Annotated in this window: 20 protein-coding genes; 2 read left to right on the top strand and 18 right to left on the bottom strand. The window is 65.9% G+C overall.

All coding sequences use genetic code 11. The features are described 5' to 3' along the window. Positions 1–53 precede the first annotated feature (53 nt). The 15 genes from AABQ55_RS13420 to AABQ55_RS13350 all read right to left on the bottom strand — a co-directional run bounded on the left by AABQ55_RS13420 (position 54) and on the right by AABQ55_RS13350 (position 17949). Positions 54–1634, bottom strand: coding sequence for a peptidoglycan DD-metalloendopeptidase family protein (locus AABQ55_RS13420; RefSeq protein WP_244765612.1), 1581 nt, complete (start codon positions 1632–1634; stop codon positions 54–56). A 151-nt stretch (positions 1635–1785) separates the two neighbouring features. Continuing rightward, positions 1786–2415, bottom strand: coding sequence for a biotin biosynthesis protein BioC (locus tag AABQ55_RS13415; RefSeq protein ID WP_272805361.1), 630 nt, complete (start codon positions 2413–2415; stop codon positions 1786–1788). Positions 2416–2674: 259 nt separating this feature from the next. Further along, positions 2675–3331 carry a protein-L-isoaspartate(D-aspartate) O-methyltransferase gene (locus tag AABQ55_RS13410; protein WP_244765614.1) on the bottom strand — a complete coding sequence of 219 codons (657 nt, stop codon included), beginning with the start codon at positions 3329–3331 and terminating at the stop codon, positions 2675–2677. After that, complete coding sequence (gene surE, locus AABQ55_RS13405) at positions 3328–4098, bottom strand: 5'/3'-nucleotidase SurE (protein ID WP_244765615.1); 771 nt, start codon at positions 4096–4098, stop codon at positions 3328–3330. The genes AABQ55_RS13410 and surE overlap by 4 nt, the downstream gene beginning before the upstream one ends. A 19-nt stretch (positions 4099–4117) precedes the next feature. Then, positions 4118–5401 carry a serine--tRNA ligase gene (serS, locus tag AABQ55_RS13400; RefSeq protein WP_272805360.1) on the bottom strand — a complete coding sequence of 428 codons (1284 nt, stop codon included), beginning with the start codon at positions 5399–5401 and terminating at the stop codon, positions 4118–4120. 69 nt (positions 5402–5470) lie between these two features. Next, positions 5471–6307, bottom strand: coding sequence for a twin-arginine translocase subunit TatC (gene tatC, locus AABQ55_RS13395; protein WP_244765617.1), 837 nt, complete (start codon positions 6305–6307; stop codon positions 5471–5473). Continuing rightward, on the bottom strand, positions 6304–6930 hold the full coding sequence (gene tatB, locus AABQ55_RS13390; RefSeq protein ID WP_272805359.1) for a Sec-independent protein translocase protein TatB: 627 nt from the start codon (positions 6928–6930) through the stop codon (positions 6304–6306). The genes tatC and tatB overlap by 4 nt, the downstream gene beginning before the upstream one ends. Before the next feature lie 146 nt (positions 6931–7076). Continuing rightward, positions 7077–7274 (bottom strand): twin-arginine translocase TatA/TatE family subunit, encoded by a 198-nt coding sequence (locus AABQ55_RS13385; protein ID WP_023511864.1) that lies wholly within the window; start codon positions 7272–7274, stop codon positions 7077–7079. A 42-nt stretch (positions 7275–7316) separates the two neighbouring features. Beyond that, complete coding sequence (locus AABQ55_RS13380) at positions 7317–8420, bottom strand: ABC transporter ATP-binding protein (RefSeq protein WP_244765619.1); 1104 nt, start codon at positions 8418–8420, stop codon at positions 7317–7319. Between the two features lie 164 nt (positions 8421–8584). Next, entirely contained in the window at positions 8585–9298 is a 714-nt protein-coding gene (scpB, locus tag AABQ55_RS13375) for an SMC-Scp complex subunit ScpB (RefSeq protein WP_432347650.1), read from the bottom strand. Continuing rightward, positions 9291–10100 (bottom strand): segregation and condensation protein A, encoded by an 810-nt coding sequence (locus tag AABQ55_RS13370; RefSeq protein WP_272805358.1) that lies wholly within the window; start codon positions 10098–10100, stop codon positions 9291–9293. Before AABQ55_RS13370 ends, scpB begins: the two co-directional genes overlap by 8 nt. A gap of 112 nt (positions 10101–10212) precedes the next feature. After that, positions 10213–11232: a beta-N-acetylhexosaminidase gene (gene nagZ, locus AABQ55_RS13365; protein WP_272805357.1), complete on the bottom strand. Its 1020-nt coding sequence runs from the start codon at positions 11230–11232 to the stop codon at positions 10213–10215. A gap of 125 nt (positions 11233–11357) precedes the next feature. Further along, on the bottom strand, positions 11358–14837 hold the full coding sequence (locus AABQ55_RS13360) for an SPOR domain-containing protein (protein ID WP_272805356.1): 3480 nt from the start codon (positions 14835–14837) through the stop codon (positions 11358–11360). Between the two features lie 63 nt (positions 14838–14900). Then, positions 14901–16661: an arginine--tRNA ligase gene (argS, locus tag AABQ55_RS13355; protein WP_272805355.1), complete on the bottom strand. Its 1761-nt coding sequence runs from the start codon at positions 16659–16661 to the stop codon at positions 14901–14903. A 67-nt stretch (positions 16662–16728) separates the two neighbouring features. Then, positions 16729–17949, bottom strand: a complete 1221-nt coding sequence (locus tag AABQ55_RS13350) for a deoxyguanosinetriphosphate triphosphohydrolase (RefSeq protein ID WP_244765625.1) — start codon at positions 17947–17949, stop codon at positions 16729–16731. Between the two features lie 218 nt (positions 17950–18167). On the opposite strand from AABQ55_RS13350, the gene erpA reads away from it, so the two are divergent. Then, on the top strand, positions 18168–18500 hold the full coding sequence (gene erpA, locus AABQ55_RS13345; protein ID WP_244765626.1) for an iron-sulfur cluster insertion protein ErpA: 333 nt from the start codon (positions 18168–18170) through the stop codon (positions 18498–18500). A 34-nt stretch (positions 18501–18534) separates the two neighbouring features. Next, positions 18535–19326 (top strand): exodeoxyribonuclease III, encoded by a 792-nt coding sequence (gene xth / locus AABQ55_RS13340; RefSeq protein ID WP_272807452.1) that lies wholly within the window; start codon positions 18535–18537, stop codon positions 19324–19326. 145 nt (positions 19327–19471) lie between these two features. Here xth and exoR read toward each other — a convergent pair whose 3' ends face one another. From exoR to AABQ55_RS13325, 3 genes are all read right to left on the bottom strand, one after another. After that, positions 19472–20275 carry an exopolysaccharide production regulator ExoR gene (gene exoR / locus AABQ55_RS13335; RefSeq protein ID WP_244765995.1) on the bottom strand — a complete coding sequence of 268 codons (804 nt, stop codon included), beginning with the start codon at positions 20273–20275 and terminating at the stop codon, positions 19472–19474. 365 nt (positions 20276–20640) lie between these two features. Then, a complete protein-coding gene (locus tag AABQ55_RS13330; protein ID WP_272805354.1) occupies positions 20641–21894 on the bottom strand; it encodes an OmpP1/FadL family transporter in 1254 nt (417 codons plus the stop codon). 357 nt (positions 21895–22251) lie between these two features. Beyond that, positions 22252–25179: a valine--tRNA ligase gene (locus AABQ55_RS13325; protein ID WP_272805353.1), complete on the bottom strand. Its 2928-nt coding sequence runs from the start codon at positions 25177–25179 to the stop codon at positions 22252–22254. Between the last annotated feature and the right edge of the window lie 33 nt (positions 25180–25212).

The following is a 25212-nucleotide window of genomic DNA, read 5'->3' as shown; positions in this document are numbered from 1 at the left end:
ACAGAAAGACCCGGTTGAACCGGGTCTTTCTGTTTTTCCAACCGACCAGAATCCTATTCCAGGAACGTCATCGGGTTGACCGGCGTGGCGTTCTTGCGCACCTCGAAGTGCACCTTCGGGCGGGTGGCGTTGCCGCTCATGCCGGAGGTGGCGACGGTCTGGCCGCGCTGGATCTTCTGGCCGCGCTGGACATTGAGGTCGCCGGCATGGCCGTAGACCGTGACCGTGCCGTCGTCGTGGCGCACGAGGACCGCGTTGCCGAGCTCCTTCAGGCTGGAGCCGGCATAGATGACCACGCCGTTTTCGGCGGCCTTGATGGGCGTGCCCTCCGGGACGGAGATGTCGATGCCGTCATTGCGGTTGCCCTCGACATTGGCGCCATAGCCGGCGATCACCGCGCCGCGCACCGGCCAGCGATACTTGCCGATGCCGGTCGATTCGGGCGCTTCCTCCGTGACATCGGACTTTTCCGCGACTTCGGTGACCGACACGGTCTTGACCGGCGCCTTGTAGGCTTCAGGCTTCTTCTCCGCCGTCTCGACGGCCTTTTCCTTCTTGACCGGAACGGACGCGGTCACCGTCCTGTCGGTCGTCGTCTCGGCCGCGGCCACGCTGCCGCCGGCGGGGATGACCAGCTTCTGGCCGATGCGGATCGATGCCGTCTCAAGGCCGTTCGCCTTCTTCAGCGCATCGACGGAGACGCCGTTGCTGCGCGCGATCTTGGCGAGCGAATCGCCCGGCTGCACCTCGTAGCCGCCCTTGGCCTTGCCTTCGCCGGCATCGGCGACGTTCGAATTCGTCTGGCCGCTTTCCGACTTCAGCTTCTCGCGGCTGGAGGTGGTGGGCAGGATGGCGACGTTCTGCTCGCCCTTGCGCTCCGGCGTCGGCAGCTTGTTGTCGACCTTGAGCGTGCTGTCGGTCGAGGCCTTGGCGGCGCTTGCCGTGGTGCTGAAGGTCGGGATGACGATCTTCTGGCCGGGCTCGGCATCCGACGCGCGCTTCAGGTTGTTGGCGGCGAGGATTTCCTTTTCCGGCACGCCGTAGCGATTGGCGAGCGTCTTCACGCTTTCGCCCTGGCGCAGCATGACGACCGGTGCGTTCCGCGTCGACCAGCCGGCCTTGCCCTTGTTGACGGTCGACGTCGTCAGGTTGTCGGCGCCCTCGACGATGGCCTTCGCCTTGCGCTCGGGAAGCTGCTGGCCGAGGGCGACCTCGCGCTCGGCGGACTGGCGGGCACCGAGCGTCGGATCGGCGAGCTCGCCGCGCTGGACGCTCATCGGCGTCGTCGCCAGCCGCGTGCCGGAGCCGCCGGTGGTCGCGGTGTTGATCGGGTCGTAGGAAACCGTGCCCTGATCGGGGAACGGCTGGTTGAGCGCCTCCTCGCGCGACCCCAGCTGGTCGGCCGTCGCGAACTGCTGGCCGTTGCCGACATTGCCGCGCGGAACCGGATTGCCCCCGAGCAGCGTGCGGCGCGGAACCGAACTGGTGGTGATATTGTCCTGACCGGAGGAGGAGAAGAGGCCGCCAAAACGAGACACGTCCGAGCTGCACCCGGTCGCGACGCTGGCCAGCAGGGCGGCCGCAACGAGGCGGGTCGTGGTCCTGGCAAAACTCGGCGATACACTCTTACGCATATGACTACCCAATCGGTACGCTACTTGATGTAGGCCGATTAAAGCGCGTTAGAGTTACTGCCCGGTTAAAGCAGGGCTATCCGCATCGGTTTTTTGATGAATTGATAACCATGGTTCGCCCGCACCATGGCGAAAGGCGTGCGCAAGCGGCTCAAAAGCCGGTCGCATACATGGCGTCGGCGCGCGAGATGCGGCTGGTGACGAGGCGGGCGGCGTTCTCGAAGTCCGCCTGGCTCGGCTGGAAGATCGCCGCGATGGGCGTCGCGCGCCGGGCAGCCCTGTCCCCGGCGGCGGTCGCGTTTTCCAGGGCGGCGTCGGGCGCCGTCATGTCGAGGGCGCTTTCGTTGTAGGCGATGGCGCGCAGGGCCGCGACGGCGGGCTCGCGCGTGCCGGCATAGCGGGCGCTGCGCTGGTCCTCCGCCGGCATGCTGTCGAAATATTCGATATAGGCGCGGTAATAGGCCTTGCGGTCGCCTTCCTCCAGGAAGCGGCCGAAGGCGGCATGCTCCCGCTCCTCGAGCGCGGCCGTATCAAGATTCTCCCGCTCGGCATCCGTGAGCGCCGGCTGGCTGTAGGCCACCTCTTCCCGCGCAACGCTGAGGACCAGCAGCGCGTCGACGGAAAGGCCGACATGAGCGGACGGATCGTAGCTGCCGCCGGCCAGATGCGCGGTCGAGCCCGCCTCGACATTCTCTTCGGCAGCCTTGCCCGCAGCCCTCGTCGCAAGATATGCGAGGCTGTCGCTGGTCGAGCTGCTGGCGATCCTGTTCGAGACGTGCATTTTCCTCTCCATCGGAACGCCGCATCCCTTGGGAAACCGGCGCCCTGTGTGGAAACTTCTGCTTCGTCATGGGCCTACGCCTTAAAGCTTGCGCGAAGCTTGCGTCGGTTAACAAAAGGTTAACGCATTGTATTTTCGCCCGAAACGCTCGCCTGGCGTGCAGGCGCGCCAGCTGTGAACATCGATTTTCCGGGAAAACGCCGAAAGACTCGGCAGGCCCAAGCCTGCCGAGCGAGGAGGAAACACGGGTCGGGATGGGTCAGAGGGCCTGCGCCATCTGGGGCACGATCGGCAGGTAGGGCACGTCGAAGAGGTCTTCACGATCGAAGCGGCTGCCGGTCTTGACGAGCTTCAGCATGCGGCACTCGGTTTCGCTGACCATGACGGGCGCGATCAGCATGCCGCCGGACACCAGCTGCTCGGCGAAGAACCGCGGCAGCGCCGGAAAGGCGGCGGTGACGAGGATGCGATCGAAGGTCCCCTCGCCCGGCATGCCGTTGCTGCCATCGGCCTGGCGCACGATGACGTTGCGGATGCCGGCCTTCTCGATCGACTGCTGCGCATTGGTGACCAGCGTTCGATAGCGGTCGACGGTCAGCACGCGCTCCGTCAGGCGGCCCATGACGGCGGCGGTGAAGCCGGAACCGGTGCCGACCTCAAGGATCCGCTGGCCGGCCTTCAGGTTCAGGAGATGCAGAAGGCGCACCGCAAGGTCGATGCCCTCGATGAAGGAGCCGCAATCGAGCGGCAGGACCCGGCGCGAATAGGCCTCGCCGGCGAATTGCGGCGGCACGAAAAGCGTGCGCGGCGTCTGTTCCACGGCCGTCAGCAGGTCGAGATCGTTGATGCCCTGGCCGCGCAGGCGCAGCGCCAGCGCGGCAAACCCCTCCTTCTCGATCACCCGCCCCGTGTTCAATCCGCATCCTCGCCGTTGAGAACGCGCTGGACGCGATCCAGCACCGTGTAGTCCGTGAGATCGAGCTTCAGCGGCGTCACGGAGATCTTGTGGTTCTTCACCGCATGGATGTCCGTGCCGGCGCGGAAATCGCCCTTCCGCTCGCCGAAGCGCAGCCAGTAATAGGGGAAGCCGCGGCCATCCATGCGCTCGTCGATCGTCAGGCCGAAATCGAGCTTGCCCTGGCTGGTGACCTCGACGCCGTTGAGCTCCGCGGGCGCGCAGTTCGGGAAATTGATGTTGAAGAAGGTCCAGTCCGGCAGCTCGACATCCATCAGCTGGCGGATCAGCTTCGGCGCGAAGCTTTCGGCGACCTCCCACGGCACGACGCGGCCGCCGGCATGGTTGTAGGCCTGGCTCAGCGCCATGGACTTGATGCCCTGCAGTGTGCCCTCGATCGCGCCGGCGATCGTGCCCGAATAGGTGACGTCGTCGGCCATGTTGGCGCCGACATTGACGCCCGACAGCACGAGGTCCGGCTTCTCGTCGAGCACCTCGCGCACGCCCATGATGACACAGTCCGTCGGCGTGCCGCGCAGCGCGTAGCGCTTGTCGTCGATCTTCCTGAGGCGCAGCGGCTCGGAGAGCGTCAGCGAATGGGCAAGCCCGCTCTGGTCCGTCTCCGGCGCGACGATCCAGACGTCGTCCGTCAGTTCACGGGCGATCCGTTCGAGGATCGCCAGTCCCTCGGCGTGGATGCCGTCGTCGTTCGTCAGAAGAATGCGCATGTCGTCTCCGCCTTCCGCCTCAGGCGGCCTTCTCGATCTTCTTCAGGCCGCCCATATAAGGCAGCAGCACGTCCGGCACGGTAACCGAGCCGTCCTCGTTGAGGTAGTTCTCCATGACGGCGATCAGCGCGCGGCCGACGGCCGTGCCCGAGCCGTTCAGCGTGTGCACAAACTTCGTCGCCTTGTCGTCCCTGCCGCGGTAGCGCACGTTCATGCGGCGCGCCTGGAAATCGCCGCAGACCGAGCAGGACGAGATCTCGCGGAACGTATCCTGCCCCGGCAGCCAGACTTCGAGGTCGTAGGTCTTGCGGGCGCCGAACCCCATGTCGCCGGTGCACAGCGTCATGATGCGGTAATGCAGGCCGAGGCGCTTCAGGATCTCCTCGGCGCAGGCCGTCATGCGCTCGTGCTCGTCGATCGAGCTTTCCGCATCGGTGATCGAGACGAGCTCGCACTTCATGAACTGGTGCTGGCGCAGCATGCCGCGCGTGTCGCGGCCGGCCGAACCGGCCTCGGAGCGGAAGCACGGCGTCAGCGCGGTGAAGCGCAGCGGCAGCTTCTCCTGGTCGAGGATATCCTCGCGCACGAGGTTGGTGAGCGAGACCTCCGCGGTCGGGATCAGCCAGCGGCCATCCGTGGTGCGGAACAGGTCCTCGGAGAATTTCGGCAGCTGGCCGGTGCCGAACATGGCGTCGTCGCGCACCAGCAGCGGCGCATGCACTTCCGTATAGCCATGCTCGCCGGTATGCACGTCGATCATGAACTGGCCGAGGGCGCGCTCGAGGCGCGCGAGCTGGCCCTTCAGCACGGTGAAGCGCGAGCCGGCGATCTTCGCCGCGGCCTCGAAATCCATGTAGCCGAGGGCTTCGCCGATCTCGTAGTGCTCCAGAGCCTTGTGGTTCCAGCCGGGCTTGCTGCCCCATTTCAGCTTTTCCACATTGCCGGTCTCGTCCGTGCCGACCGGCACGTCGTCGAGCGGGATGTTCGGGATGCGCGACAGGGCGTCGTTGAGCTCGGCGGTGACCTGGCGCTCCTCCTCTTCCGCCGCGGGAAGCTGGTCCTTGATAGCCGAGACCTCGGCCTTCAGCCTGTCGGCAAGCTCGGCGTTCTTCACCGCCATGGCCGCGCCGATCTCCTTGGAGGCGGCGTTGCGGCGCGACTGCATGTCCTGCGCCTTCTGGATGACGCTGCGGCGCTTCTCGTCGAGATCGATGAGGGCCTGTGCCAGGGGGCTCGCGCCGCGCTTTGCCAGGGCGGCGTCGAGAGCGGCGGCGTTGTCGCGGATCCATTTGATATCAAGCATTGTCGTTCCAGGCGTTCCGTGGATTGAGGCCCACCCGCGCCCGGCAGCACAGTGCGGCAACGCCGAAGATCAGGCCTTGTCGGCCTCTTCCGGCGTTGCGACGACCTCGCTGTCCGCATCCTGCGCGTTCGAGGCGCTCGCCCGCTGCCGTTCGATGAGTCGGGCCGTATAGATGGAAATCTCGTAGAGAAGGATGGCCGGCAGTGCAAGGCCGATCTGGGAGACCGGATCGGGCGGCGTCAGCACGGCGGCGACCACGAAGGCGATGACGATCGCGTATTTGCGTTTTTCCTTCAGCGTGTCCGACGTGATGAAGCCGGCGCGCACCAGGAGCGACGAGACAACCGGGAGCTGGAAGACGAGGCCGAAGGCGAAGATCAGCGACATGATGAGGCTGAGATATTCGGACACCTTCGGCAGGAGCTGGATCGAGACCTGCCCCTCGCCGCCGCCCTGCTCCATGGCCAGGAAGAACCACATGACCATGGGCGTGAAGAAGAAATAGACCAGCGCGGCGCCGATGAGGAAGAGGATCGGCGAGGCGATCAGGAACGGCAGGAAGGCGGCGCGCTCGTTCTTGTAGAGGCCGGGCGCGACGAACTTGTAGACCTGCTGGGCGATGACCGGAAACGCGATGACCAGCGCGCCGAACATGGCGACCTTGATCTGCGTGAAGAAGAATTCCTGCGGCGCCGTGTAGATCAGCTCGACATTGCGGTGCGTCAGCCCCGCCCACTCCACCGACCACTTGAACGGCAGGACGAGCAGGTTGAACAGCTGCTTGGCGAAGTAGAAGCAGACGAGAAAGGCGACGAAGAACGCGCCGACGGCCCACAGCAGGCGCTGGCGGAGCTCGATCAGGTGCTCGATGAGCGGCTGGGGCTTGTCTTCGATGTCGCCGCTCATGCGTCGCCCTTCTTGGTCTTTGTAGTTCTGGCCCTGGCGGGCGCCGTCTTCTTTTCGGCAGTGGTCTTCGCGGCCGGCCTGGCAGCGGCCTTGCCGACGCCTTCCGCCTTGACGGGCGCCTTGCGCGACTTTGACACCTTCGCGGCGTCGTCGGCCGGCTTCCTCGCCGTCGTTTTCCTGGTCGGCCCCGCCTTCAGCGGAACGGCGGCGACGGGCTCGGCCGAGGCAGGCTTCTGCGCTTCGGAGGGCACGGCGACCGGCGTGCTGCTGGCGGTGACGCCTTCGGCCGGCGTTGTCGCGGGCGCAGCCGAGGAGACGGAACCGGTTGTCTTCTGCAGGTCCGCCTTGATCTCGTCGCCCATCTGGCGCAGCGGATTGACCGCCTCGCGGATGGTGTTCAGCGGATTGAGCTTCTGCGCCTCGCCGATCGTCTTCTTGACGTCCTCAAGGTCCGCTTCGCGCAGCGCCTCGTCGAACTGCTGGCGGAAATCGCTCGCCATGCCGCGCATCTTCGACATCATGCGGCCGAACGTGCGCAGCATCTGCGGCAGGTCCTTCGGACCGACCACGATGATCAGGACGATCGCGATGACGAGTATTTCGGTCCAGCCGACATCAAGCATAGGGTACTGTCCTCATGGACCGCGAACCGCCGTTCGCGGCCGCCAGGTCGATCCGCACGATATCAAACCGCACGGATCGACCTGGCAAATCCAGGTTCTGCAGCGTCCTTTGCGCGTCACGGGGGACGCGGAGCGCCGTACGCCGGTCACTTGACCTCGTCGGCCTTGTGATCGACCGTCTTCGCCTTGTCGGCAGCGGCGGCTTCCTCGTCGGACATGCCCTTCTTGAAATTCTTGATGCCCTTGGCGACATCGCCCATCAGTTCCGGAATCTTGCCGCGGCCGAACAGCAGCAGCACCACCACCAGAACGATCAGCCAATGCCAGATGCTGAAAGAACCCATTGTCTTGACTCCCTTTCGAACTTGTACCCCGATGTAAGACGTTCAGCCGTCTTTTTCAAACACTAGAATGTCGCGGTGGTTAGCCGAAAGCGTGACGTCGCGCAATCCGGATGCCAACTGATCTGCCCGAACGCGGGCACGGATCGGCTGGTCCGTGCCGGGTATGGCGAGTTCGAGAAGCTCGACGACCCCGAGAAAGCGCCGCGACAATATGCGCGCGGGCACTTCGCCGTCCTTTTCCATGACGCGCAGCCCCGAAAGGCGCACCGCCACATGGACCTTCTGGCCATCGGAAAAACGCTTGCCATCGACATTGCCGAGCGGCGTTTCGACGACGCCGTCGCGCACACGGCCGGGAAATTCGTTGATTTCCGAGAAAAAGGCGGCGGCGAAGATGTTGCTCGGATGAAGATAGAGCTCTTCCGCGGTGCCGACCTGCACGAGGCGGCCATCCTTCAGCAGGGCGATCCGGTCACCCATGCGCATCGCCTCCTCCGCATCGTGCGTCACCACGATGGCGCTGGCGCGCGACTGGCGCAGGATCGCCAGCGTATCGGCACGGATCGAATCCTTGAGGCGCGAATCAAGCCCGGAGAACGGCTCGTCCATCAGCAGGACCGACGGACGCGGCGCGAGCGCCCGGGCAAGCGCCACGCGCTGCTGCTCGCCGCCCGAAAGCACATGCGGAAACTTTTGGGCATAGTGCGACAGGCCGACGCGTTCGAGCGCCACCTGCGCCTCCGCCTCGGCCTCCGCGCGCGGCAGGGCCGTCAGGCCGAAGCGCACGTTGTCGAGCACCGACATGTGCGGAAAGAGCGCGAAATCCTGGAACATCAGGCCGACGCCGCGCCGCTCCGGCGGCAGGAAGACGGCGGGGCCGGCAACCTCGCGGTCGTTCAGGAGCACGCGGCCGGCCGTCTGCGCCTCGATGCCGGCGGCAATGCGCAGCAGCGTCGTCTTGCCGGAGCCGGACGGACCGAGCAGGCACAAGACCTCGCCGGGCTCCGCCGTCAGCGAAATGCCGCGGATCGTCTCCTTGTTGTGGTAGCTGTGGCGGATATCCTCGAAGGACAGGCGCGCCGCGAAGGTTACCGCCGATGCGCGTTTCGTCTCGATACCGTTGGAGCCTGACGGATCCAGAACCATGTGCCGAAGTCTTTCCCTGTCGCCAGCCTGTGCGCTCGCGATACAGTCCTGCAGAGCATTTTCACGCCGCCTCGAAGCGCAAGGATGCCCCAGCCGTTGTGTGGGCGCAGTTCCGCGCGCAAAACCGCGGCGCACTTTTGCTGGAACTGCTCTATAAGCTTCGTCTATTCGTCTTCTTTTCCGCCCGGTGTCAAGAGACCGAGTTCCTCCAGGTCCAGCTGGGTGATCGGGTCCTCGTCCTCCGCCAGCTCGTCCTCGCGCAGCGGCATCGGCACCTGGAAGTTGGAGGGGATGCGGCCGGACAGGAGGCCGGCGCCTTTCAGCTCCTCGAGGCCCGGCAGGTCGCGCAAATCCTCCAGGCCGAAATGATCGAGGAAATCCCGCGTCGTGCCGAAGGTCACCGGGCGGCCCGGTGAGCGGCGGCGGCCGCGGAAACGCACCCAGCCCGCCTCCATCAGCACGTCGAGCGTGCCCTTGGAGGTCTGCACGCCGCGGATATCCTCGATCTCGGCGCGCGTGACGGGCTGGTGATAGGCGATGATCGACAGGACCTCCAGCGCGGCGCGCGACAACTTGCGCACCTCCGTCTCGTCGGTCCGGATGACGAAGGAGAGATCCGGCGCGGTGCGGAAGGCCCAGCTGTCGCCGAGCTGCACGAGATTGACCCCGCGCCCGGCATAGAGCGCCTTCAGCTCGCGCATGACATGCAGCACGTCGACGCCGCGCGGCAGGCGCTCGGCGATGTAGGCCTGCGAGACCGGACCGGCGGACGCGAAGACCAGCGCCTCGGCGATGCGCGCGGCCTCGTGCAGCCGGCGCGGATCGACGATCGTGCCGCCGTCCGCCTCGCGCGGTGCGTCGTCCCCCGGCTCAGCCACGCCCGTCGCTCCCGTCCTCGTCGCCCTCGGGCTTCGGCCCGCGGCGCAGGTAGATCGGCTGGAAGGCGCCGTCCTGGCGCAGCTCCAGCCGCCCTTCCCGCACAAGTTCCAGCGTCGCCGCGAAGGCGCTGGCGATCGCCGTGGTGCGTTCCGCCGGGTCGCTCAGGTATCGCAGGATGAAACTGTCGAGCGCCGCCCAGTCGTCCTCGAAGCCGCCGACGAGCAGCGACAGGATCTCGCGCGCATCGGAGAGCGACCAGACATTGCGCTTCTCGATGGTGACCTGGGTGATCGCATGGCGCTGGCGCAGCGAAGAATAAGCGCTGAGCAGGTCGTAGAGCGAGGCCTCGAAGGACGAACGCCGCTCGGTCGGGATGTGCTCCGGCATGCCGCGGGCAAAGACGTCGCGGCCGAGGCGGTTGCGGTTGACGAGCCGCGTCGCCGCATCCCGCATCGCCTCCAGCCGCTTCAGGCGGAAGGCGAGGCTGGCCGCCATCTCCTCGCCGGAGGGGCCGTCGTCCTTCGCCTGCCTGGGAATGAGCAGGCGCGACTTGAGATAGGCGAGCCAGGCCGCCATGACGAGATAGTCGGCGGCAAGCTCGATGCGGATCTTGCGCGCCCGCTCGATGAAGACGAGATATTGTTCGGCAAGCGCCAGCACGGAGATGCGGGTGAGGTCCACCTTCTGCGTGCGGGCGAGATGCAGGAGAAGGTCGAGCGGGCCCTCGAAGCCGGCAAGATCGACGACGAGGCTCTCCTCGGAAAGACCCCGCGCCTCGGCGTCCTGCCACAGGTCGGCCATCGGCGCCTCTGCGCCGCGTCCCTTCTTCGGTGGCTTCGACCCCGTTCCCTGCACGTCGCCCCTTTCCTTGCCCCGCGTGGCTGCGACCGCGGGACACCATTTGCGGCGGCTGTCAGGCCACCGCGATCATGGCATTGAATTCCTCGCGCAGCGCCGCCTCGTCCGCCCCGTCCGGCGTCGGGAAGCCCGCACGCACCGCATTCGCCCGCCGCAGGCTGTCGCCGGTGAGCGGCGGAACATTCTCGGTCACCGCGATCATTTCCTCCATGATGCCATGGCAATGCAACACCATGTCGAGGCCGGCGGCAATGATTCCCCGGCTTCTTGCGGCAATATCGCCCTTCAGCGCGTTCATCGACACGTCATCGGACATCAGCAGCCCGTCGAAGCCGATATGGCCGCGGATGATCTCGCTCACCACCGTCGCCGAGGTCGTCGCCGGGTTGTCGGCATCGATGGCGGTGAAGACGATGTGGGCGGACATCGCCATCAGCTCGTCCTTCATGCGCCGGAAGGGCACGAAATCACAGGCCTCCAGCTCGGCGCGGCTCGCGTGCACCACCGGCAGGTCATGGTGCGAATCGACCATGGTGCGGCCGTGGCCCGGCATGTGCTTCATGATCGGCAGCAGGCCGCCGGCCTTGAGGCCCTCGGCCGCGGCCTTGCCCATCTCCGAGACGATCTCCGGCTCCTGCCCGTAGGCACGGTTGCCGATGACGTCGTGCACGCCCGGCACGGCAACGTCGAGCACCGGCAGGCAATCGACATTGATGCCGAGGCGCAGGAGATCGAAGGCATGCAGGCGCGACATCAGCCAGGCGGCGCGCAGCCCCTTCTCCGCGTCGGCGCGGTAGATGGCGCCGAGCGCGGCGGCATTCGGATATTGCTGCACATGCGGCGGCCTGATGCGCTGGACGCGGCCGCCCTCCTGGTCGATCAGCACCGGAATGTCCGCCCCGCCGCCGACGCAGTCACGCATCTCGGCGGTGAGGTCCGCCACCTGCTCCGGCTCGCCGATGTTGCGGCCGAACAGGATGAAGCCCCAGGGCCGCTCGCTGCGGAAGAAGGCTTTTTCGTCGGCGCTCAGGCTCAGGCCCTTGCAGCCCGAAAGGAAGGATTTCGATTCGCTCATGTCCGCAATCTTAAAGGTTCGGTGGGGAAAACGAAGCGCGCGCCCTGCCCGCCACTCGGCGACGGCCCGCGGGAATCGAAGAGGCGCGGACCATGCCCGCGCCTCCCCAGGAATTCGGCGACACCTCAGCGGGTGACGAGGCAGCTTCCGCCGGCACTCTTGTAGCGGTTGCACAGCGCATTGGCCTCTTCGCGCGAACCGGCCGGGATGCGGACGCGGAAGTAGGTGCCCTTGTTCGGAATCTCCGCCTTCCTGATGTCCACGCCGCGCCCGCCGATGACGCTGGAGAACTTGGAGGAGAGCGAATTGTAGCTCTTCTGGGCCTCCGCCTCCGAGGGCAGCGAGGCGATCTGGATGACGTAGCTGCCCGGCGCGACGGCTGCGACCTGCGTCTGTTCCGCCGTCTGCGTCTGCGTCGGCGTGGCCTCGGCGGTCCGCGTGCCCGAGACGTTGCCGTTCTCGGTGACGGTGCCGACCACGGTGACCGGCTGATCGATCGGGCGGGTGCCCGGGATCGGCGCATTGCCGTCCGTCGAACCGGTCGTGGCGCCGATCGTCGTCGTCTTCACGGTGCGCACCGGCGCGGTGTCGTCGACTTCGGCATCGGCGACCTCCGCAAGCGCGGAGCGCGGCTGGCCTTCGCCGGCCGCCTGCTCGGCGCGCAGCGAAGCATCGGCGTCGACCGTCGCGGCGGCCTCTCCCGAGGCGCTGCCGGTGGTCGCGGTCGCCTTGGCATCGAGCCCGGCAATGTCCGTCGCAGGTTCGCCGACCGTCTCCTCGCGGGCGACGAGCGTGCCGTCCGGCTTGACGATCATCGTCTTGACCTTGCGCGGCGAGACGAGCGGCTTGCTGCCGCCTTCGGCCGTTGCCGTTTCCGGCTCGTCGACGCCCGGCAGCACGCGGTTTTCGTTTTCCGCCGCGATGACCGCCTCGACGCCGTCTTCCGGACCATCGAACGGCAGGGTCTCCGGCGTCAGCGTGCGCTGGACGACGTCGACCGGCTCTTCCGTCGAGGTGACGAGCTGTTCCTGCTGCGGCGTTGCGGCCGTGTCGCCGGCAACGCGGTCATAGACCGCCTTGTCCTGGTTCGGCACGGTCTTGCCGCCCTTTTCCTCCGGCACGATCTTGACCGGCTCCTTGTCGGCGAGGATCACCCGCGGCTCGCCGGAGCCGGCCGCACCGCCGGAGAAGGCGCTCCAGGCGTAGACGCCACCGCCGCCGACCATCAGCAGGGCCGCGATGGAGGCGGCGATCAGCAGGCCTCGGCGCGGGCGAGACTGCTCCTCGTCGTAGCCGTCGCCGGCATAGAGCGTGTTGGCCTGGCCCGGATCGACGGGGATCGCCATGCGCTCCGGCTGGTTCAGCGAGCGGCGGAAGTCCTCTTCGAGGGCACGTTCGAAATCGTCGACATCGTTGATCTGCGCCATCGGCTGGCTGATGGCGGCGGCAACGGCACCGCCGGCAACGCCGGCCGACAGGTCTTCGCCGCGCGCCTTGGCGGCGGGCTCGTTGAAGAGCTGCGCCATTTCCGCGTCGATGTCGAAATCGTAGTCGGGCTGGTAGGCCGGCGGCTTTTCCTTCTCGATGACGGGAAGCTGCGGGACGTCCAGCTCGGTGACCGGCGAGACGCCTTCGTCGGTATCGGCGATCATCGTCGGGTCGAAGGGCAGCGCGCCATCGGCCGTCTCGGCCACCACCGGCTGCGGCGCGGTATAGGTGGAAACGGGAACGGCGACGGCCGGCTCGCGGCGCACGGGCGTCTGCACCTCGACGGGCCCGGCGGCCTCCGTCCGGGTTTCCGGCGCCTTGTCCTCCTGCCGCACCGGCTCCTCGTCGAGCGAGAAATCGGAAAGGTCGAGGTCGATGTCGGAAAGGTCGAATTCCAGGTTCTCCAGATCGAGCTCAGCGCCCGAGGCAGCCGGGGTCGCCATGGCGGCGGGCTCCTGGCGGGTCTCGGCGACCGGCGTGCGATAGGTGTCCGCCACCGGCTCCTGCGCGGGCTCGAAGACCGGTTCATGCGCGGTTTCGGCGACCGGCGTCCGGGCCGTCTCGACGGCCGGCTGGCGGTGCGCGACGGGCGTCGCACGGCCGAAGATCGCTGAAACGTTGGCCATGCCGCTGCGCGGCGTCGCGCCGACGGCGGCAAGGGTGGCGGCCGTCAGGGGAGAGCGGCTTTCCGGCACGGGATAGCGCTCGACCTCCGCCAGCAGGGCGTCCTGGTCGTAGGTGCGGCCGGGCTCGACCGATTCCACCCGGTAGTCGGGCTGCGCGTCGCGCACGGGCTCGGCATCCTGCCATTGCGTCTCGGCCTCGGCCACGGCGCGGGCGCGGTCTTCCCGCGTCTCGAATGGCATTTCGGCGACGAAGTGCGGCTCGTCGCGGACATAGGCCGGCTCGGCATGGAACGGTTCGGCGGCCGCATCGGACATCAAGGCCTGGAGAACCGGCTCGCTGTCGGCCTGCGTGGTCGCGGCCGCTTCGGCATTGTGTCCCTCGGAGAGCAGGTCGTCGGCGAAACCATCGCCGATCGAAAGCTCCAGCTCGCGCTCCAGGTCGAGGCCGATCTCGTCGATCGGGTTCTCCTCGGGAGCGAGCGGCTGCAGGCCGAGCACGACGGGCTGGCGCTCGTCGGCGCTGGCGGCAACGGGGGTCTCGGCAACGGGTTCGCTGCGCACGGGCGGCTCGAAACGCGGCTCCAGCCGGTCGACAAACTGGTGGCCGGCATGCGCCGCCGGCTCGATCGCGACGGACGGCACGTCGTGCACGGCCGCCTCGAGCTCGTCGGCAAGCAGCAGGGCCGGATCGAAATCCAGCTCAGGCTCGACGTCGGCCGGCGTCGCCGCGGCGACGATCTCTTCCGCGAAGGGCGGCTCGACCGCATGTTCCTCGAAGGCGGGCTCGCGGCCGGCATCGCTCGCGACGGCATCCGGCTGCTGCGCCTCCGTCGGGCGCTCTTCCTCGACAGACGGCTCGACGCCGAAGAACTGCTCCTCGAAGGCGGGCTCACGGTGGGCGGCATCGACCGGCGCAGCGTCGAGGAGGACGTCATGCTCGGCCGCTTCGGCGAAGGCTTCCTCCACGAAAGGCGGCTCGACGGCGTGCTCCTCGAAGGCAGGCTCGTGGCCGGCATCGCTCGCAACGGCATCCGGCTGCTGCGCCTCCGCCGGGCGCTCTTCCTCGACGGACGGCTCGACGCCGAAGAACTGCTCCTCGAAGGAAGGCTCGCGATGGCCGGCATCGACCGGCGCGGCATCGCGCGTCGGCACCGTGTCGAGGATGGCGTCGCGCGCCTCGGCGGCCGGCTCCGGCATATCGAACACGGGCTCGACATGGCGCGGCGCCGCCCGCTCGGCAACGACCGGCTCGACGCTCTCGCGGCGCGGCGTGTCATATTGCTCGAAGGCCCGCATCAACTCGTCCTCGAGGGCGAGAACGGGATTGTCCAATCGCGGCACAACCCGGGCGGGCTCGGAGAAGGACCTGCCGGCACCCGGAAGCGGACGCGGCTCGTAGTCGACGAGACGGGCAAGCTCGGCCAACGGGTCGTCGTCCGCCAGGAGATCCGTGTCAGCGGTTCCGCTTCGCGCGAAGTTCTTGTCTGCCATACTGCTTCCCACTCACAAGCTACAAAAACGCGTTTGCCAGCTTATTGTGGGCAAATGGTGACGTTACCGCATTTCGTTCGGCGCAGCCGTGCCTGTAATGGACAGGCCCGACTTAAGAACAGAGGCGACAGCGTGCACCAGCCCAAGTCTGGCGATACTCAATTCTCTATTTTTATCGTTAACAAACCGTAATTCCGGCTGCTCTTTGCCTTTGTTCCAGTGAGCATGGAATGCGCTGGCAAGATCATAGAGGTAAAACGCGATGCGATGCGGCTCGTGCGCCAGTGCAGCCCCCTCGATCACACGCGGATATTCTGCCAGCTTCGCCAGAAGCTGCAACTCGCTCGGATCGGCGATGTTGCCGTCGATCGCGGCAGCCAGATCGAGCGCGGCGACATCGAGGTCCGGAAAGGCCTCGGCCGCCTGGCGGAACACCGACATGCAGCGCGCATGGGCATACTGCACGTAGAAGACCGGATTGTCCTTGGACTGCTCCGTCACCTTGGCGAAGTCGAAGTCGAGCGGCTCGCTGTTCTTGCGGTAGAGCATCATGAAGCGCACCGGATCGCGGCCGACCTCGTCGACCACGTCGCGGAGCGTGACGAAGTCGCCGGAGCGCTTCGACATCTTCACCGGCTCGCCGTTGCGGAACAGCTTGACCAGCTGGCAGAGCAGCACCGTCAGCTTCGACTTCCCCTCGGAAACGGCCCGTGCGACCGCCTCCAGGCGCTTGACGTAGCCGCCGTGGTCGGCGCCGAGCACATAGATCATCTCGTCGAAGCCGCGGTCGAACTTGTCCTTGAAGTAGGCAACGTCGGCGGCGAAATAGGTATAGGAGCCGTCCGACTTGATCAGCGGGCGGTCGATGTCGTCGCCGACCTCCGTCGAGCGGAAGAGCGTCTGCTCGCGGTCTTCCCAGTCTTCCGGCAGCTGGCCCTTCGGCGGCGGCAGCACGCCCTTGTAGACATGGCCCTTGAAGGTCAGGTCGTTGATCGCGGTGCGGATCGGCGCGCCGTTGCCGGCATGCAGCGAGCGCTCGGAGAAGAAGACGTCGTGCGTGACGTTGAGGGCGGCAAGGTCCTCGCGGATCATCGCCATCATCGCGTCGATCGTCTTTTCCTTGACGATCGGCATCCACTGGTGTTCCGGCATGGCGCGCAGCGTCGTGCCGAATTCCTCGGCCAGCGCCTCGCCGACCGGCACCAGATAGTCCCCCGGATAGAGACCCGACGGGATGTCGCCGATCGTCTCGCCGAGCGCCTCGCGGTAGCGCAGGAAGGCCGAGCGGGCGAGCACGTCGATCTGCGAGCCCGCGTCGTTGATGTAGTATTCCTTGGTCACGGCATAGCCGGCAAAGGCGAGCAGGTTGGCCAGCGCATCGCCGACGACGGCGCCGCGGCAATGGCCGACATGCATCGGGCCGGTCGGGTTGGCCGAGACATATTCCACATTGACCTTGCGCCCGGCGCCGAGGGCACCCCGGCCGTAGCCGGTCCCGGCCCGGACGATCGCGGCGAGCAGCTTCTGCCAGTAGGCGACGGAGAGACGGACATTGATGAAACCGGGGCCGGCAACGCCGACATCCGCCACTTCCGGATCCTTCTTCAGCTCGGCGACGATGAGATCGGCAAGCGCCCGCGGATTGAGGCCGAGAGGCTTCGCCAGCACCATCGCGGCATTGGTCGCGACGTCGCCATGGCTCGCATCGCGCGGCGGCTCGACGCTGATACGGCCGAAGTCGAGGTCGCCACGCTTTTCACGGACGATCTCAAGTCCTTCGAGTACGTTTTTGATTCTGCTGTCGAAGTCTGTAAAAAGGTTCATCTCATCCATCCGCGCGCAGCAACCCGTTCCGGGCCATTCCTGCGAAGAAGTTCAGGTGGGCGGCTGACTATCGCAATTCGGGGGTATGGTCAAACAGCCGGCGGTGCGTGTTGATCGCGTAGTTGTCGGTCATGCCGGCAAGATAATCGCCGACATGGCGGGCGCGGGCCGATTCCGGCATGGTCGCGATGCGGTCCACCCAGTAGTGCCCCTGCATGAGCTGCGGGTCGTCCATATAGGCGTGATAGAGGTCCGTGAGGATCGAGGCGGCGTTCGCCCGCACCCGCATCACCTCCGGATGCCGGTAGATGCGCGAGAACAGCAGCCTCTTGATCTCCTTGTCGGTGACCGCCATCTCCGCGGAGAAGGTCGCAAGGCAGCGGCGCGCCCTGCGCACGTCCTCGGCGCTTTCCGGCCGCTCGTCGCCGATCGCCTGCTGGGCATAGCCGATCACGTCCTCCACCATGGCGGTGATCTGGCGGCGCATGATCTCGTGGGTGAAGCGCGAGGCTTCGAGGCCCGGATAGCGCTGGCGAACGTCGTGCATCAGCCTGGCGAGGAACGGGACCTCCTCCAGCATCTCGAAGGTGAGGTAGCCCGAGCGCAGGCCGTCGTCGATGTCGTGGGTGTTGTAGGCGATGTCGTCGGCGATCGCCGCCACCTGCGCCTCCATGCTCGCGAAACTGCCGAGTTCCAGGTCGTGCATGGCGCAGTAGTCGAGGATCGGCCGCGGCACCTCCTCGCCATGGGTGCACTCGCCGGTCGGCCCGATCAGCGGCCCATTGTGCTTGACGAGCCCTTCGAGGCTTTCCCAGGTGAGGTTCAGCCCGTCGAACTCGGCATAGCGCCGCTCCAGTTTGGTGACGATGCGCAGAGACTGGGCGTTGTGGTCGAAGCCGCCGAAGGGTTTCAGCACCTCGTGCAGCGCGTCCTCGCCGGTATGGCCGAAGGGCGTGTGGCCGAAATCGTGCACCAGCGCCACGCCCTCGGCGAGATCCTCGTCGAGCTTCAGGGCGCGGGCGAGCGCGCGGGCGATCTGCGCCACCTCGATCGTGTGGGTCAGCCGCGTGCGATAGTGGTCGCCGTCGGCGGCGATGAAGACCTGCGTCTTGTGCTTGAGGCGCCGGAAGGCGGTGGTGTGCACGATGCGGTCGCGGTCGCGCTGGAAGTCCGACCGCGTCGGGCTTTCCGCTTCCGGATGGAGCCGTCCACGGGTCGCCCAGGGGTCGGAGGCATAGATGGCGCGTTGCCCCGCGCCAAAACCCAGCGCATGTCTGTCGAACGTCATTCTTCACCTGCATTCACGCCGGCCATTGACGCGGCCGCAATGCCTTCATACCTATAGTGTGCACAGCGGCAAGTCCGGCTGCAAGCGGAGCTTGAAATACAAGCCTTTTCAAGGATTTGTTTGAGACGGTTCGCAGCAGGTCACGCCAGGAGCGGCAGAAGCGCCGTTCCGGAAGGATAGCGATTCTCTCCGGACCTTGACCCCGGCAGGAGGCAGACATGACCGACAAGTCCGTTACCATTTCCGACGCCGCCGCACGGCGCATCGCGTCGATCCTGACGGCCTCGCCCGAGAAGCAGGCGTTGCGCGTCTCCGTCGAGGGCGGCGGCTGTTCCGGCTTCTCCTATAAGTTCGACCTCGTCGAGGACCAGCAGGACGACGACCTGGTGCTCGAGCGGGACAATGCGAAGGTCTTGATCGACCAGCTCTCGCTCATCTACATGGACGGGTCCGAGATCGATTTCGTCGACAACCTTCTCGGCCAGTCCTTCCAGATCAAGAACCCGAACGCCGTCGCCAGCTGCGGTTGCGGCACCAGCTTCTCGATCTGACCTTTCAAGAACCAAGACGGGAACCTGCATGCCGATCAAGATCGCCACCTGGAACATCAACGGCGTGCGGGCGCGCATCGACAATCTCGTCGCCTGGCTGAAAGCCTCCAATCCCGACATCGTCGCGCTCCAGGAAATCAAGACGATCGACGAAGGGTTTCCGCGCGGCGAGATCGAGGCGCTCGGCTATCATGTCGAGACGCACGGCCAGAAGGGCTTCAACGGCGTCGCCCTCCTCTCGAAGATCCGGCCGGACGAGGTGAACCGCGGCCTGCCCGGCGGCGAGGAGGACGTGCAGTCCCGCTTCATCGAGGGCGTGTTCTCCGTCGAGGGCGGCGCGATCCGCGTCTGCTCGATCTACCTGCCCAACGGCAATCCGGCGGACGACCCGATAAAATATCCCTACAAGCTTTCCTGGATGGACCGGCTGATCGCCTTTGCCGAGGACCGGCTGGCGCTCGAGGAGCCGCTGATCCTTGCCGGCGACTACAATGTCATTCCCGAGCCGCACGACTGCTGGGACGTGAAGGTCTGGGAACGGGACGCGCTCTACCTGCCGCCGACCCGCCAGGCCTTCCGGCGCCTGGAGAACCTCGGCCTCACGGACGCCGTGCGCGCCTCGAGCGATGCCGTGCCGCATTATACCTTCTGGGACTATCAGGGCGGCTGCTGGCCGAAGAATTTCGGCATCCGCATCGACCATCTCATGCTGTCGGCCGAAGCCTCGGACCGCCTCGTCTCGACGGCGGTCGAAAAGCATGTGCGCAACTGGGAAAAGCCGTCCGACCACGTGCCGGTCGTGGCAGTGCTGGATTACGCGGCGTAGAGTACAGAGCCGCCCCTCATCCCGCTGCCGCGACCTTCTCCCCGCAAGCGGGGAGAAGGAAGATGGGGCGCGGCCTTGCCACAAATCCCTTCTCCCCGCCTGCGGGGAGAAGGTGGCAGGCCGGATGAGGGGGGCTATCTTGCCGCTATTCTTCCGGGCTGAACCGGATGCTCTGCGCGAGCGCCACGCCCTTGCGGCGGTCGTCCTCGCTGGCGACGGAAAAGGCCTCTTCCTGCGTGGCCTGCAGCCAGCCGCAGTCCTTCGGCGGGCAATGATCGAGCGCGGCGGTCATGAAGGCAAGGCCGCGGGCCGTCTGGCCTTCCTGGAAAAGGATGTTGCCGAAGAGGCCCATCGCGCCGGCATGGCCGTTGTTGCGCGCGCGGTTCAGCCATTTCTTGGCCTGGTGCACGCTGACATTGCCGCCCTCGCCCGAGAGCATCATGCGGCCGAGCTGGAACTGGGCCTCGGGAATGCCGAAGGCGGAGGCGGCCTGGAAATAGAGCTGGCGGGCCTGCGCCATGTCGACCTTGACGGGGCTGTCCGGAATGCCGCGGCGATAGTAGCTGGCGAGCGCGATCAGCGCATTGGCGAAGTAGCCCGTATCCTCCGAGCCCGGCTCGACGCCGGCCTGGGCGATCTCGCTGTACATCTTGAAGGCTTCGAGATCGTTTTCCGGCACGCCGTCGCCATCGGCATACATGTTGGCGAGCGCCCAGCGCGAGCCCGTATGCCCCTTTTCGGCGGCGTAGCGGTAGGCCTCGACGGCGTCGCTCTTGCGCCCCTCCTTGTAGGAGAAGAAGCCGAACTTGAAGAGATCGAAGGGGCCGCTTTCCTTGCTGACGCCGGATTGGGGATCGAATGCGAGAGCCTGGGACGCCGCCCCGAAGGAGAGCGAGAGACAAAGGCCCAATACCACTACTTTCATCGGCATCAACTCGGACTTCGGCATCACTTCTACAATTCCGCGCCGGACCTTCTTCCTAGCGCCGAACCGGGAACGCACAGGTCTCGTGCGGGTTTCCGGCAACTCCGGCGGCAATGACATCGGCTGGCTCATCGTTTCCCTGGGCGCGGCTTCCACGCGTCTACATGTCGTTATCGCTGCGCCCCGTTTGTGGCGGGAAATGGACATTTCGTCGCTCTCCCGGTTGTGTAGCAAACTCTGGAAAAAAATGTGTTGCGATTCCGTCACATATTTTGAGGCGTCGTTGTGGTTTCCCCATCAAGCCTGCGACGAGGTAACGAAACATTAACCAAGAAAAAGGGCCCGGTGATGACACCGGGCCCGATTCTGATCGCCAATGGTCCGCCGGATCAGAACTTGATCTTCAGCGACGTGGAGATCGCCGTCACGAGATCGCTGTCGAAATCGTAGGAGACGCGGCGGCCGAAGGTGCGGCCGTCCTTGACGACCTGGCCGGACGAGCCGCTCGTCAGGATGCCCAGCGCGCCGCTCAGGCGGAACTCGACATTCTCGTTCGCCGCATAGGAAATGCCCGTGCCGACGGTCCAGGTATCGGCATGCGTGCCGATGCCGGTGCTCGTGCCGCGGTCCCAGGTCAGGCTCACCGCGCCGCTGATCTTGTCGTTGAACTTGTGGCCGATGCCGCCCGAAACGGTCCAGCCGTCGCGATAGAGCAGGTCGAGCGAGGTGACCTCCGTCGGGCCGCTCGTGCGGCAGTCGATGCCGCGCGTGGCGACCGGGCAGAAGGGCAGGCTCTGCAGCTGGCTCCAGTCGGTCCACTTGACCGAGCCGAAGGCGAGCCAGTCCGGCGCGATGCCCGTCTGGAACTTGAACTCCAGCGAATCGGGCATGTCGGCGGAGCCGAAGACCGGCGTGCTGACACCCGCAAAACCCGGCAGGACGGCGCCGGGCACCTGCCGGAGGTCCATGGTGCCGGTGATGTCGTCGAGCTTCACCGCGCTGTTGTAGACGAGGCTGGTGCGCAGCGCATATTCCTCGATCTCGTAGGCGATGCCGGCGCGCCAGCCCCAGCCCTCGCCTTCCAGCTTCAGGCGGCCCATGCCGTTCAGCGGCGAGCCCTCGGGCATGGCGAAGACGAGGCGGTCCTTGAAGCCGGAAACCTCCTGGTAGAAACCGCCGCCGATCACGCGGAACTGGCCCGGCCCCATGTCGAAGGAATAGGAGCAGGTCGCCGCGTAGTTATGGCTCTCGATCTTGGTCTCGACATTGTCGTTGGCACCCGCCCAGTTGCGGCCGGGATTGATATGGGCGCCCCAGGGCTGGGAATAGTCGGCCATGCAGTCGATCGCATCGGTGATCGACGCCTTGAAGCCGATGCGCGGCACCCAGTAGCTCTCCGTGTCGCGAATGCCGTTGCTCGGCAGGCCGTTCAGGTCGCCGTCGAGGGGAATGTTGTCGCGGACATTGTTCATGTCGCGCTGCGGGTTGACGAAGGTCACCGCCGACTCGAAAACATAGTCCGAGGGATCGAACAGCAGGTCGATATTGTACCCGCCGCGCTCCAGGCCGCCCGCCTGCGCGGATGTGGCGGCCAGCAGGGCCATCGCCGTCATCCCCAAAAGGCCGATGTTCTTCCGTTTCATGCAATCCTCCCCTGCAAAAGTCCTGCGCAAACAGCAGCTGCCTCTGCTTCGCGCCTCTCCATCCCGACTATCGAAGAGGAGCGCGGGATTGGCAAACCCCAGTTTTTGCCCATGATTTCCGATGGACGTTCAAAAAATTACGTAAGATTTTCATGAAGCCCCTCAGCAGTTGAACGACCAGAAACGATTTTTCAAATATCGGGCGCTTTCCACTAATTAAGAGTTATCTTTTCCAATCCGGTAGCCGGCTGTCACTTTTTAGACACAGCCGAGATATTGCGAGCGGTCCGCCGAATAAACAACCGCGCCGGGGGACCCGGCGCGGTTTTCAAAGCATCCCTGCAAATTTGACGGGAATCAGCCCGCTTCGCTCACGCGGGCAAGCGCCACTGCCAGGCTTGCAAGCTGCTGCTCCAGCTCGGCGAAGCGCTCGCGCTCGGCCTCCACCACCTCCGGCTTGGCATTGGCGACGAACTTTTCGTTCGACAGCTTGGCCTCGATGCGCGCGGCTTCCGCCTTCGCCTTGTCGATCGCCTTTTCCAGGCGGGCCTTTTCCGCCGCCAGATCGATCAGCGTGCCGAGCGGCAGGCAGGCGGTCGCCTCGCCGACGACGATCTGCGCCGCGCCCTTCGGCGCCGCGTCCTCCAGGCGGATCTGCTCGACGCGCGCAAGGCGGCGGATCGCCGAATCGTGCGTTTCAAGGCGCTTGCGCGTCAGCGCATTGGCGCCCACCATGACAAGCGGCGCCGTCGCGCTCGGCGGCACGTTCATCTCAGCGCGCACCGAGCGGATGCCGGAGACGAGGTCGATCAGCCAGTTGATCTCGTCGGCGGCCGCCTCGTCGCCATAGGCCGGCGACGGCCATTCGGCGTGGCAGATCAGGTTTTCGCGCGTCTTGCCCTCGCCGGCCGTGTGCGACCAGAGCTCTTCCGTCATGAAGGGCATGAACGGATGCAGGAGCTTGTAGATCTCCTCCAGGACATAGGCCGCGCAGGCCTGCGATTCCGCCTTCGCCGCGGCATCCTCGCCGCTGAACACCGGCTTCAGCAGCTCCAGATACCAGTCGCAGAACTGGTTCCAGACGAAGCGGTAGAGCGTGCTCGCCGCGTCGTTGAAGCGGTAGGTCTCGATCGCCTCGGTGACGTCGCGCGCGGTGCGGGCAAGTTCCGTCAGGATCCAGCGGTTGATCGTCAGCGAGGCCGCTTCCGGCACGAATTTCGGATCGGCCGCAACGCCGTTCATCTCGGCAAAACGCGTGGCGTTCCACAGCTTGGTGCCGAAATTGCGGTAGCCGGCGATGCGGGCCGGGTCGAGCTTCACGTCGCGGCCCTGCGCGGCCATGATGGCCAGCGTGAAGCGCAGCGCATCCGCGCCGTATTCGTCGATCAGCTCGAGCGGATCGATGACGTTGCCCTTCGACTTCGACATCTTCTGCCCGTTCTTGTCGCGCACCAGGGCGTGGACATAGACGGTGTGGAACGGCTCGACCGGATTGCCGAACTCGTCCTTCATGAAGTGCAGGCCCATCATCATCATGCGGGCGACCCAGAAGAAGATGATGTCGAAGCCGGTAACGAGCACGTCGGTCTGGTAGTATTTTTCCAGCTCCGGCGTCTGTTCCGGCCAGCCGAGCGTCGAGAACGGCCAGAGCGCGGAGGAGAACCAGGTGTCGAGCACGTCCTCGTCGCGCGTCAGGATGTCGCCCGGCGCAAAGTTCTCCAGCTTCTCCTCGACCCAGGCCTTCCAGGGGCCTTCATGGGCGATGTAGTGCTGGATGGCGGCATGCAGCGCCTCCTCCTCGGTCTTCTCGACGAAGACCTGACCGTCCGGGCCGTACCAGGCCGGAATCTGGTGGCCCCACCAGAGCTGGCGGGAGATGCACCAGGGCTCGATGTTCTCCATCCACTCGAAATAGGTCTTCTCCCAGTTCTTCGGGACGAAGTTCGTGCGGCCCTCGCGGACGGAGGCGATGGCGGGCTTGGCCAGCGTCGCGGCGTCGGCGAACCACTGGTCGGTCAGCATCGGCTCGATGACGACGCCGGAGCGGTCGCCGAACGGCTGCATGACTTTCTTGTTCTCGACGAAGGGCACGTCGTTGCCTTCGGCATCCTTGACGGTGACCGCGAGGCCCTCGGCGTTGATCGCCTCGACGATGCGTCTGCGGGCCTCGTAGCGATCGAGGCCGCGATATTCGTCGGGAACGAGGTTGATGTCGTCGACCTCGGCCTCGTTCGGCAGGTCGCCGGATTTGGCGATCTCCAGCGCCTGCGCCGCGTAGAAGGCGTAGGGCTCGCCATCGGCGCGCATCGCCGCGCGCGTGTCCATCAGGCGGTAGAGCGGGATGTTGTTGCGGCGGGCGACCTGGTAGTCGTTGAAGTCGTGCGCGCCCGTGATCTTCACCGCGCCGGAGCCGAAATCGGGTTCCGGGTACTCGTCGGTGATGATCGGGATGAGGCGGCGATGTTCCTTGGGACCGACCGGGATCTCGCAGAGCTTGCCGACGATCGGCGCATAGCGCTCGTCCGAGGGATGGACGGCGACCGCGCCGTCGCCCAGCATCGTCTCGGGACGCGTGGTGGCGATGGAGATGTAGTTGCGCTCCTCCTGGAAGACGACGTTGCCGTCGGCGTCCTTCTCGACATAGGTGTAGGTCGCACCGTCGGCGAGCGGGTACTTGAAGTGCCACATATGGCCGTCGACTTCCCTGTTCTCGACCTCGAGGTCGGAAATCGCCGTTTCGAATTTCGGGTCCCAGTTCACCAGCCGCTTGCCGCGGTAGATCAGGCCTTCCTTGTAGAGCGAGACGAAGACCTCGAGGACGGCGTCGGAAAGCCCCTCGTCCATGGTGAAGCGTTCGCGCGACCAGTCGCAGGATGCACCGAGGCGCTTCAGCTGGTTGAAGATCAGGCCGCCGGATTCCGCCTTCCACTCCCACACCTTCTCGACGAAGGCCTCGCGGCCCATCTCGCGCCGGCCCGGCAGCTTCTCGGCGGCGAGCTTGCGCTCGACGACCATCTGCGTCGCGATGCCGGCGTGGTCCATGCCGGGCTGCCACAGCACGTCCTTGCCGCGCATGCGCTCGAAGCGGACCATGATGTCCTGCAGCGTGTTGTTGAGGGCGTGGCCCATATGCAGCGAGCCCGTCACGTTCGGCGGCGGGATGACGATGGTGAAGGTCTCGGCTCCGGGCTTTGCCCCCTCGCCGGCGCGGAACGCGTCCGCATCTTCCCATGCCTTGGCAATGCGCGGCTCGACCGCTGCGGAATCATAGTTCTTTTCAAGCATTTTCGTGCGTGGCCTGCTGTTTGTCGGTTGTGT

Origin of the sequence: Shinella sp. WSD5-1, assembly GCF_963942435.1 — a bacterium.
In the GTDB taxonomy this organism is placed as follows: domain Bacteria; phylum Pseudomonadota; class Alphaproteobacteria; order Rhizobiales; family Rhizobiaceae; genus Shinella; species Shinella yambaruensis.
This window is presented reverse-complemented; position numbering and strand designations above follow the sequence as displayed.

Bases quoted from the DNA above. Each gene is read 5' to 3' on its own strand.
- AABQ55_RS13420 (WP_244765612.1), bottom strand. From the start codon at position 1,634: ATGCGTAAGAGTGTATCGCCGAGTTTTGCCAGGACCACGACCCGCCTC.
- AABQ55_RS13415 (WP_272805361.1), bottom strand. From the start codon at position 2,415: ATGCACGTCTCGAACAGGATCGCCAGCAGCTCGACCAGCGACAGCCTC.
- surE (WP_244765615.1), bottom strand. From the start codon at position 4,098: ATGCGCATTCTTCTGACGAACGACGACGGCATCCACGCCGAGGGACTG.
- serS (WP_272805360.1), bottom strand. From the start codon at position 5,401: ATGCTTGATATCAAATGGATCCGCGACAACGCCGCCGCTCTCGACGCC.
- tatC (WP_244765617.1), bottom strand. From the start codon at position 6,307: ATGAGCGGCGACATCGAAGACAAGCCCCAGCCGCTCATCGAGCACCTG.
- tatB (WP_272805359.1), bottom strand. From the start codon at position 6,930: ATGCTTGATGTCGGCTGGACCGAAATACTCGTCATCGCGATCGTCCTG.
- AABQ55_RS13385 (WP_023511864.1), bottom strand. From the start codon at position 7,274: ATGGGTTCTTTCAGCATCTGGCATTGGCTGATCGTTCTGGTGGTGGTG.
- AABQ55_RS13380 (WP_244765619.1), bottom strand. From the start codon at position 8,420: ATGGTTCTGGATCCGTCAGGCTCCAACGGTATCGAGACGAAACGCGCA.
- AABQ55_RS13370 (WP_272805358.1), bottom strand. From the start codon at position 10,100: ATGGCCGACCTGTGGCAGGACGCCGAGGCGCGGGGTCTTTCCGAGGAG.
- nagZ (WP_272805357.1), bottom strand. From the start codon at position 11,232: ATGAGCGAATCGAAATCCTTCCTTTCGGGCTGCAAGGGCCTGAGCCTG.
- AABQ55_RS13360 (WP_272805356.1), bottom strand. From the start codon at position 14,837: ATGGCAGACAAGAACTTCGCGCGAAGCGGAACCGCTGACACGGATCTC.
- argS (WP_272805355.1), bottom strand. From the start codon at position 16,661: ATGAACCTTTTTACAGACTTCGACAGCAGAATCAAAAACGTACTCGAA.
- AABQ55_RS13350 (WP_244765625.1), bottom strand. From the start codon at position 17,949: ATGACGTTCGACAGACATGCGCTGGGTTTTGGCGCGGGGCAACGCGCC.
- erpA (WP_244765626.1), top strand. From the start codon at position 18,168: ATGACCGACAAGTCCGTTACCATTTCCGACGCCGCCGCACGGCGCATC.
- exoR (WP_244765995.1), bottom strand. From the start codon at position 20,275: ATGCCGAAGTCCGAGTTGATGCCGATGAAAGTAGTGGTATTGGGCCTT.
- AABQ55_RS13330 (WP_272805354.1), bottom strand. From the start codon at position 21,894: ATGAAACGGAAGAACATCGGCCTTTTGGGGATGACGGCGATGGCCCTG.
- AABQ55_RS13325 (WP_272805353.1), bottom strand. From the start codon at position 25,179: ATGCTTGAAAAGAACTATGATTCCGCAGCGGTCGAGCCGCGCATTGCC.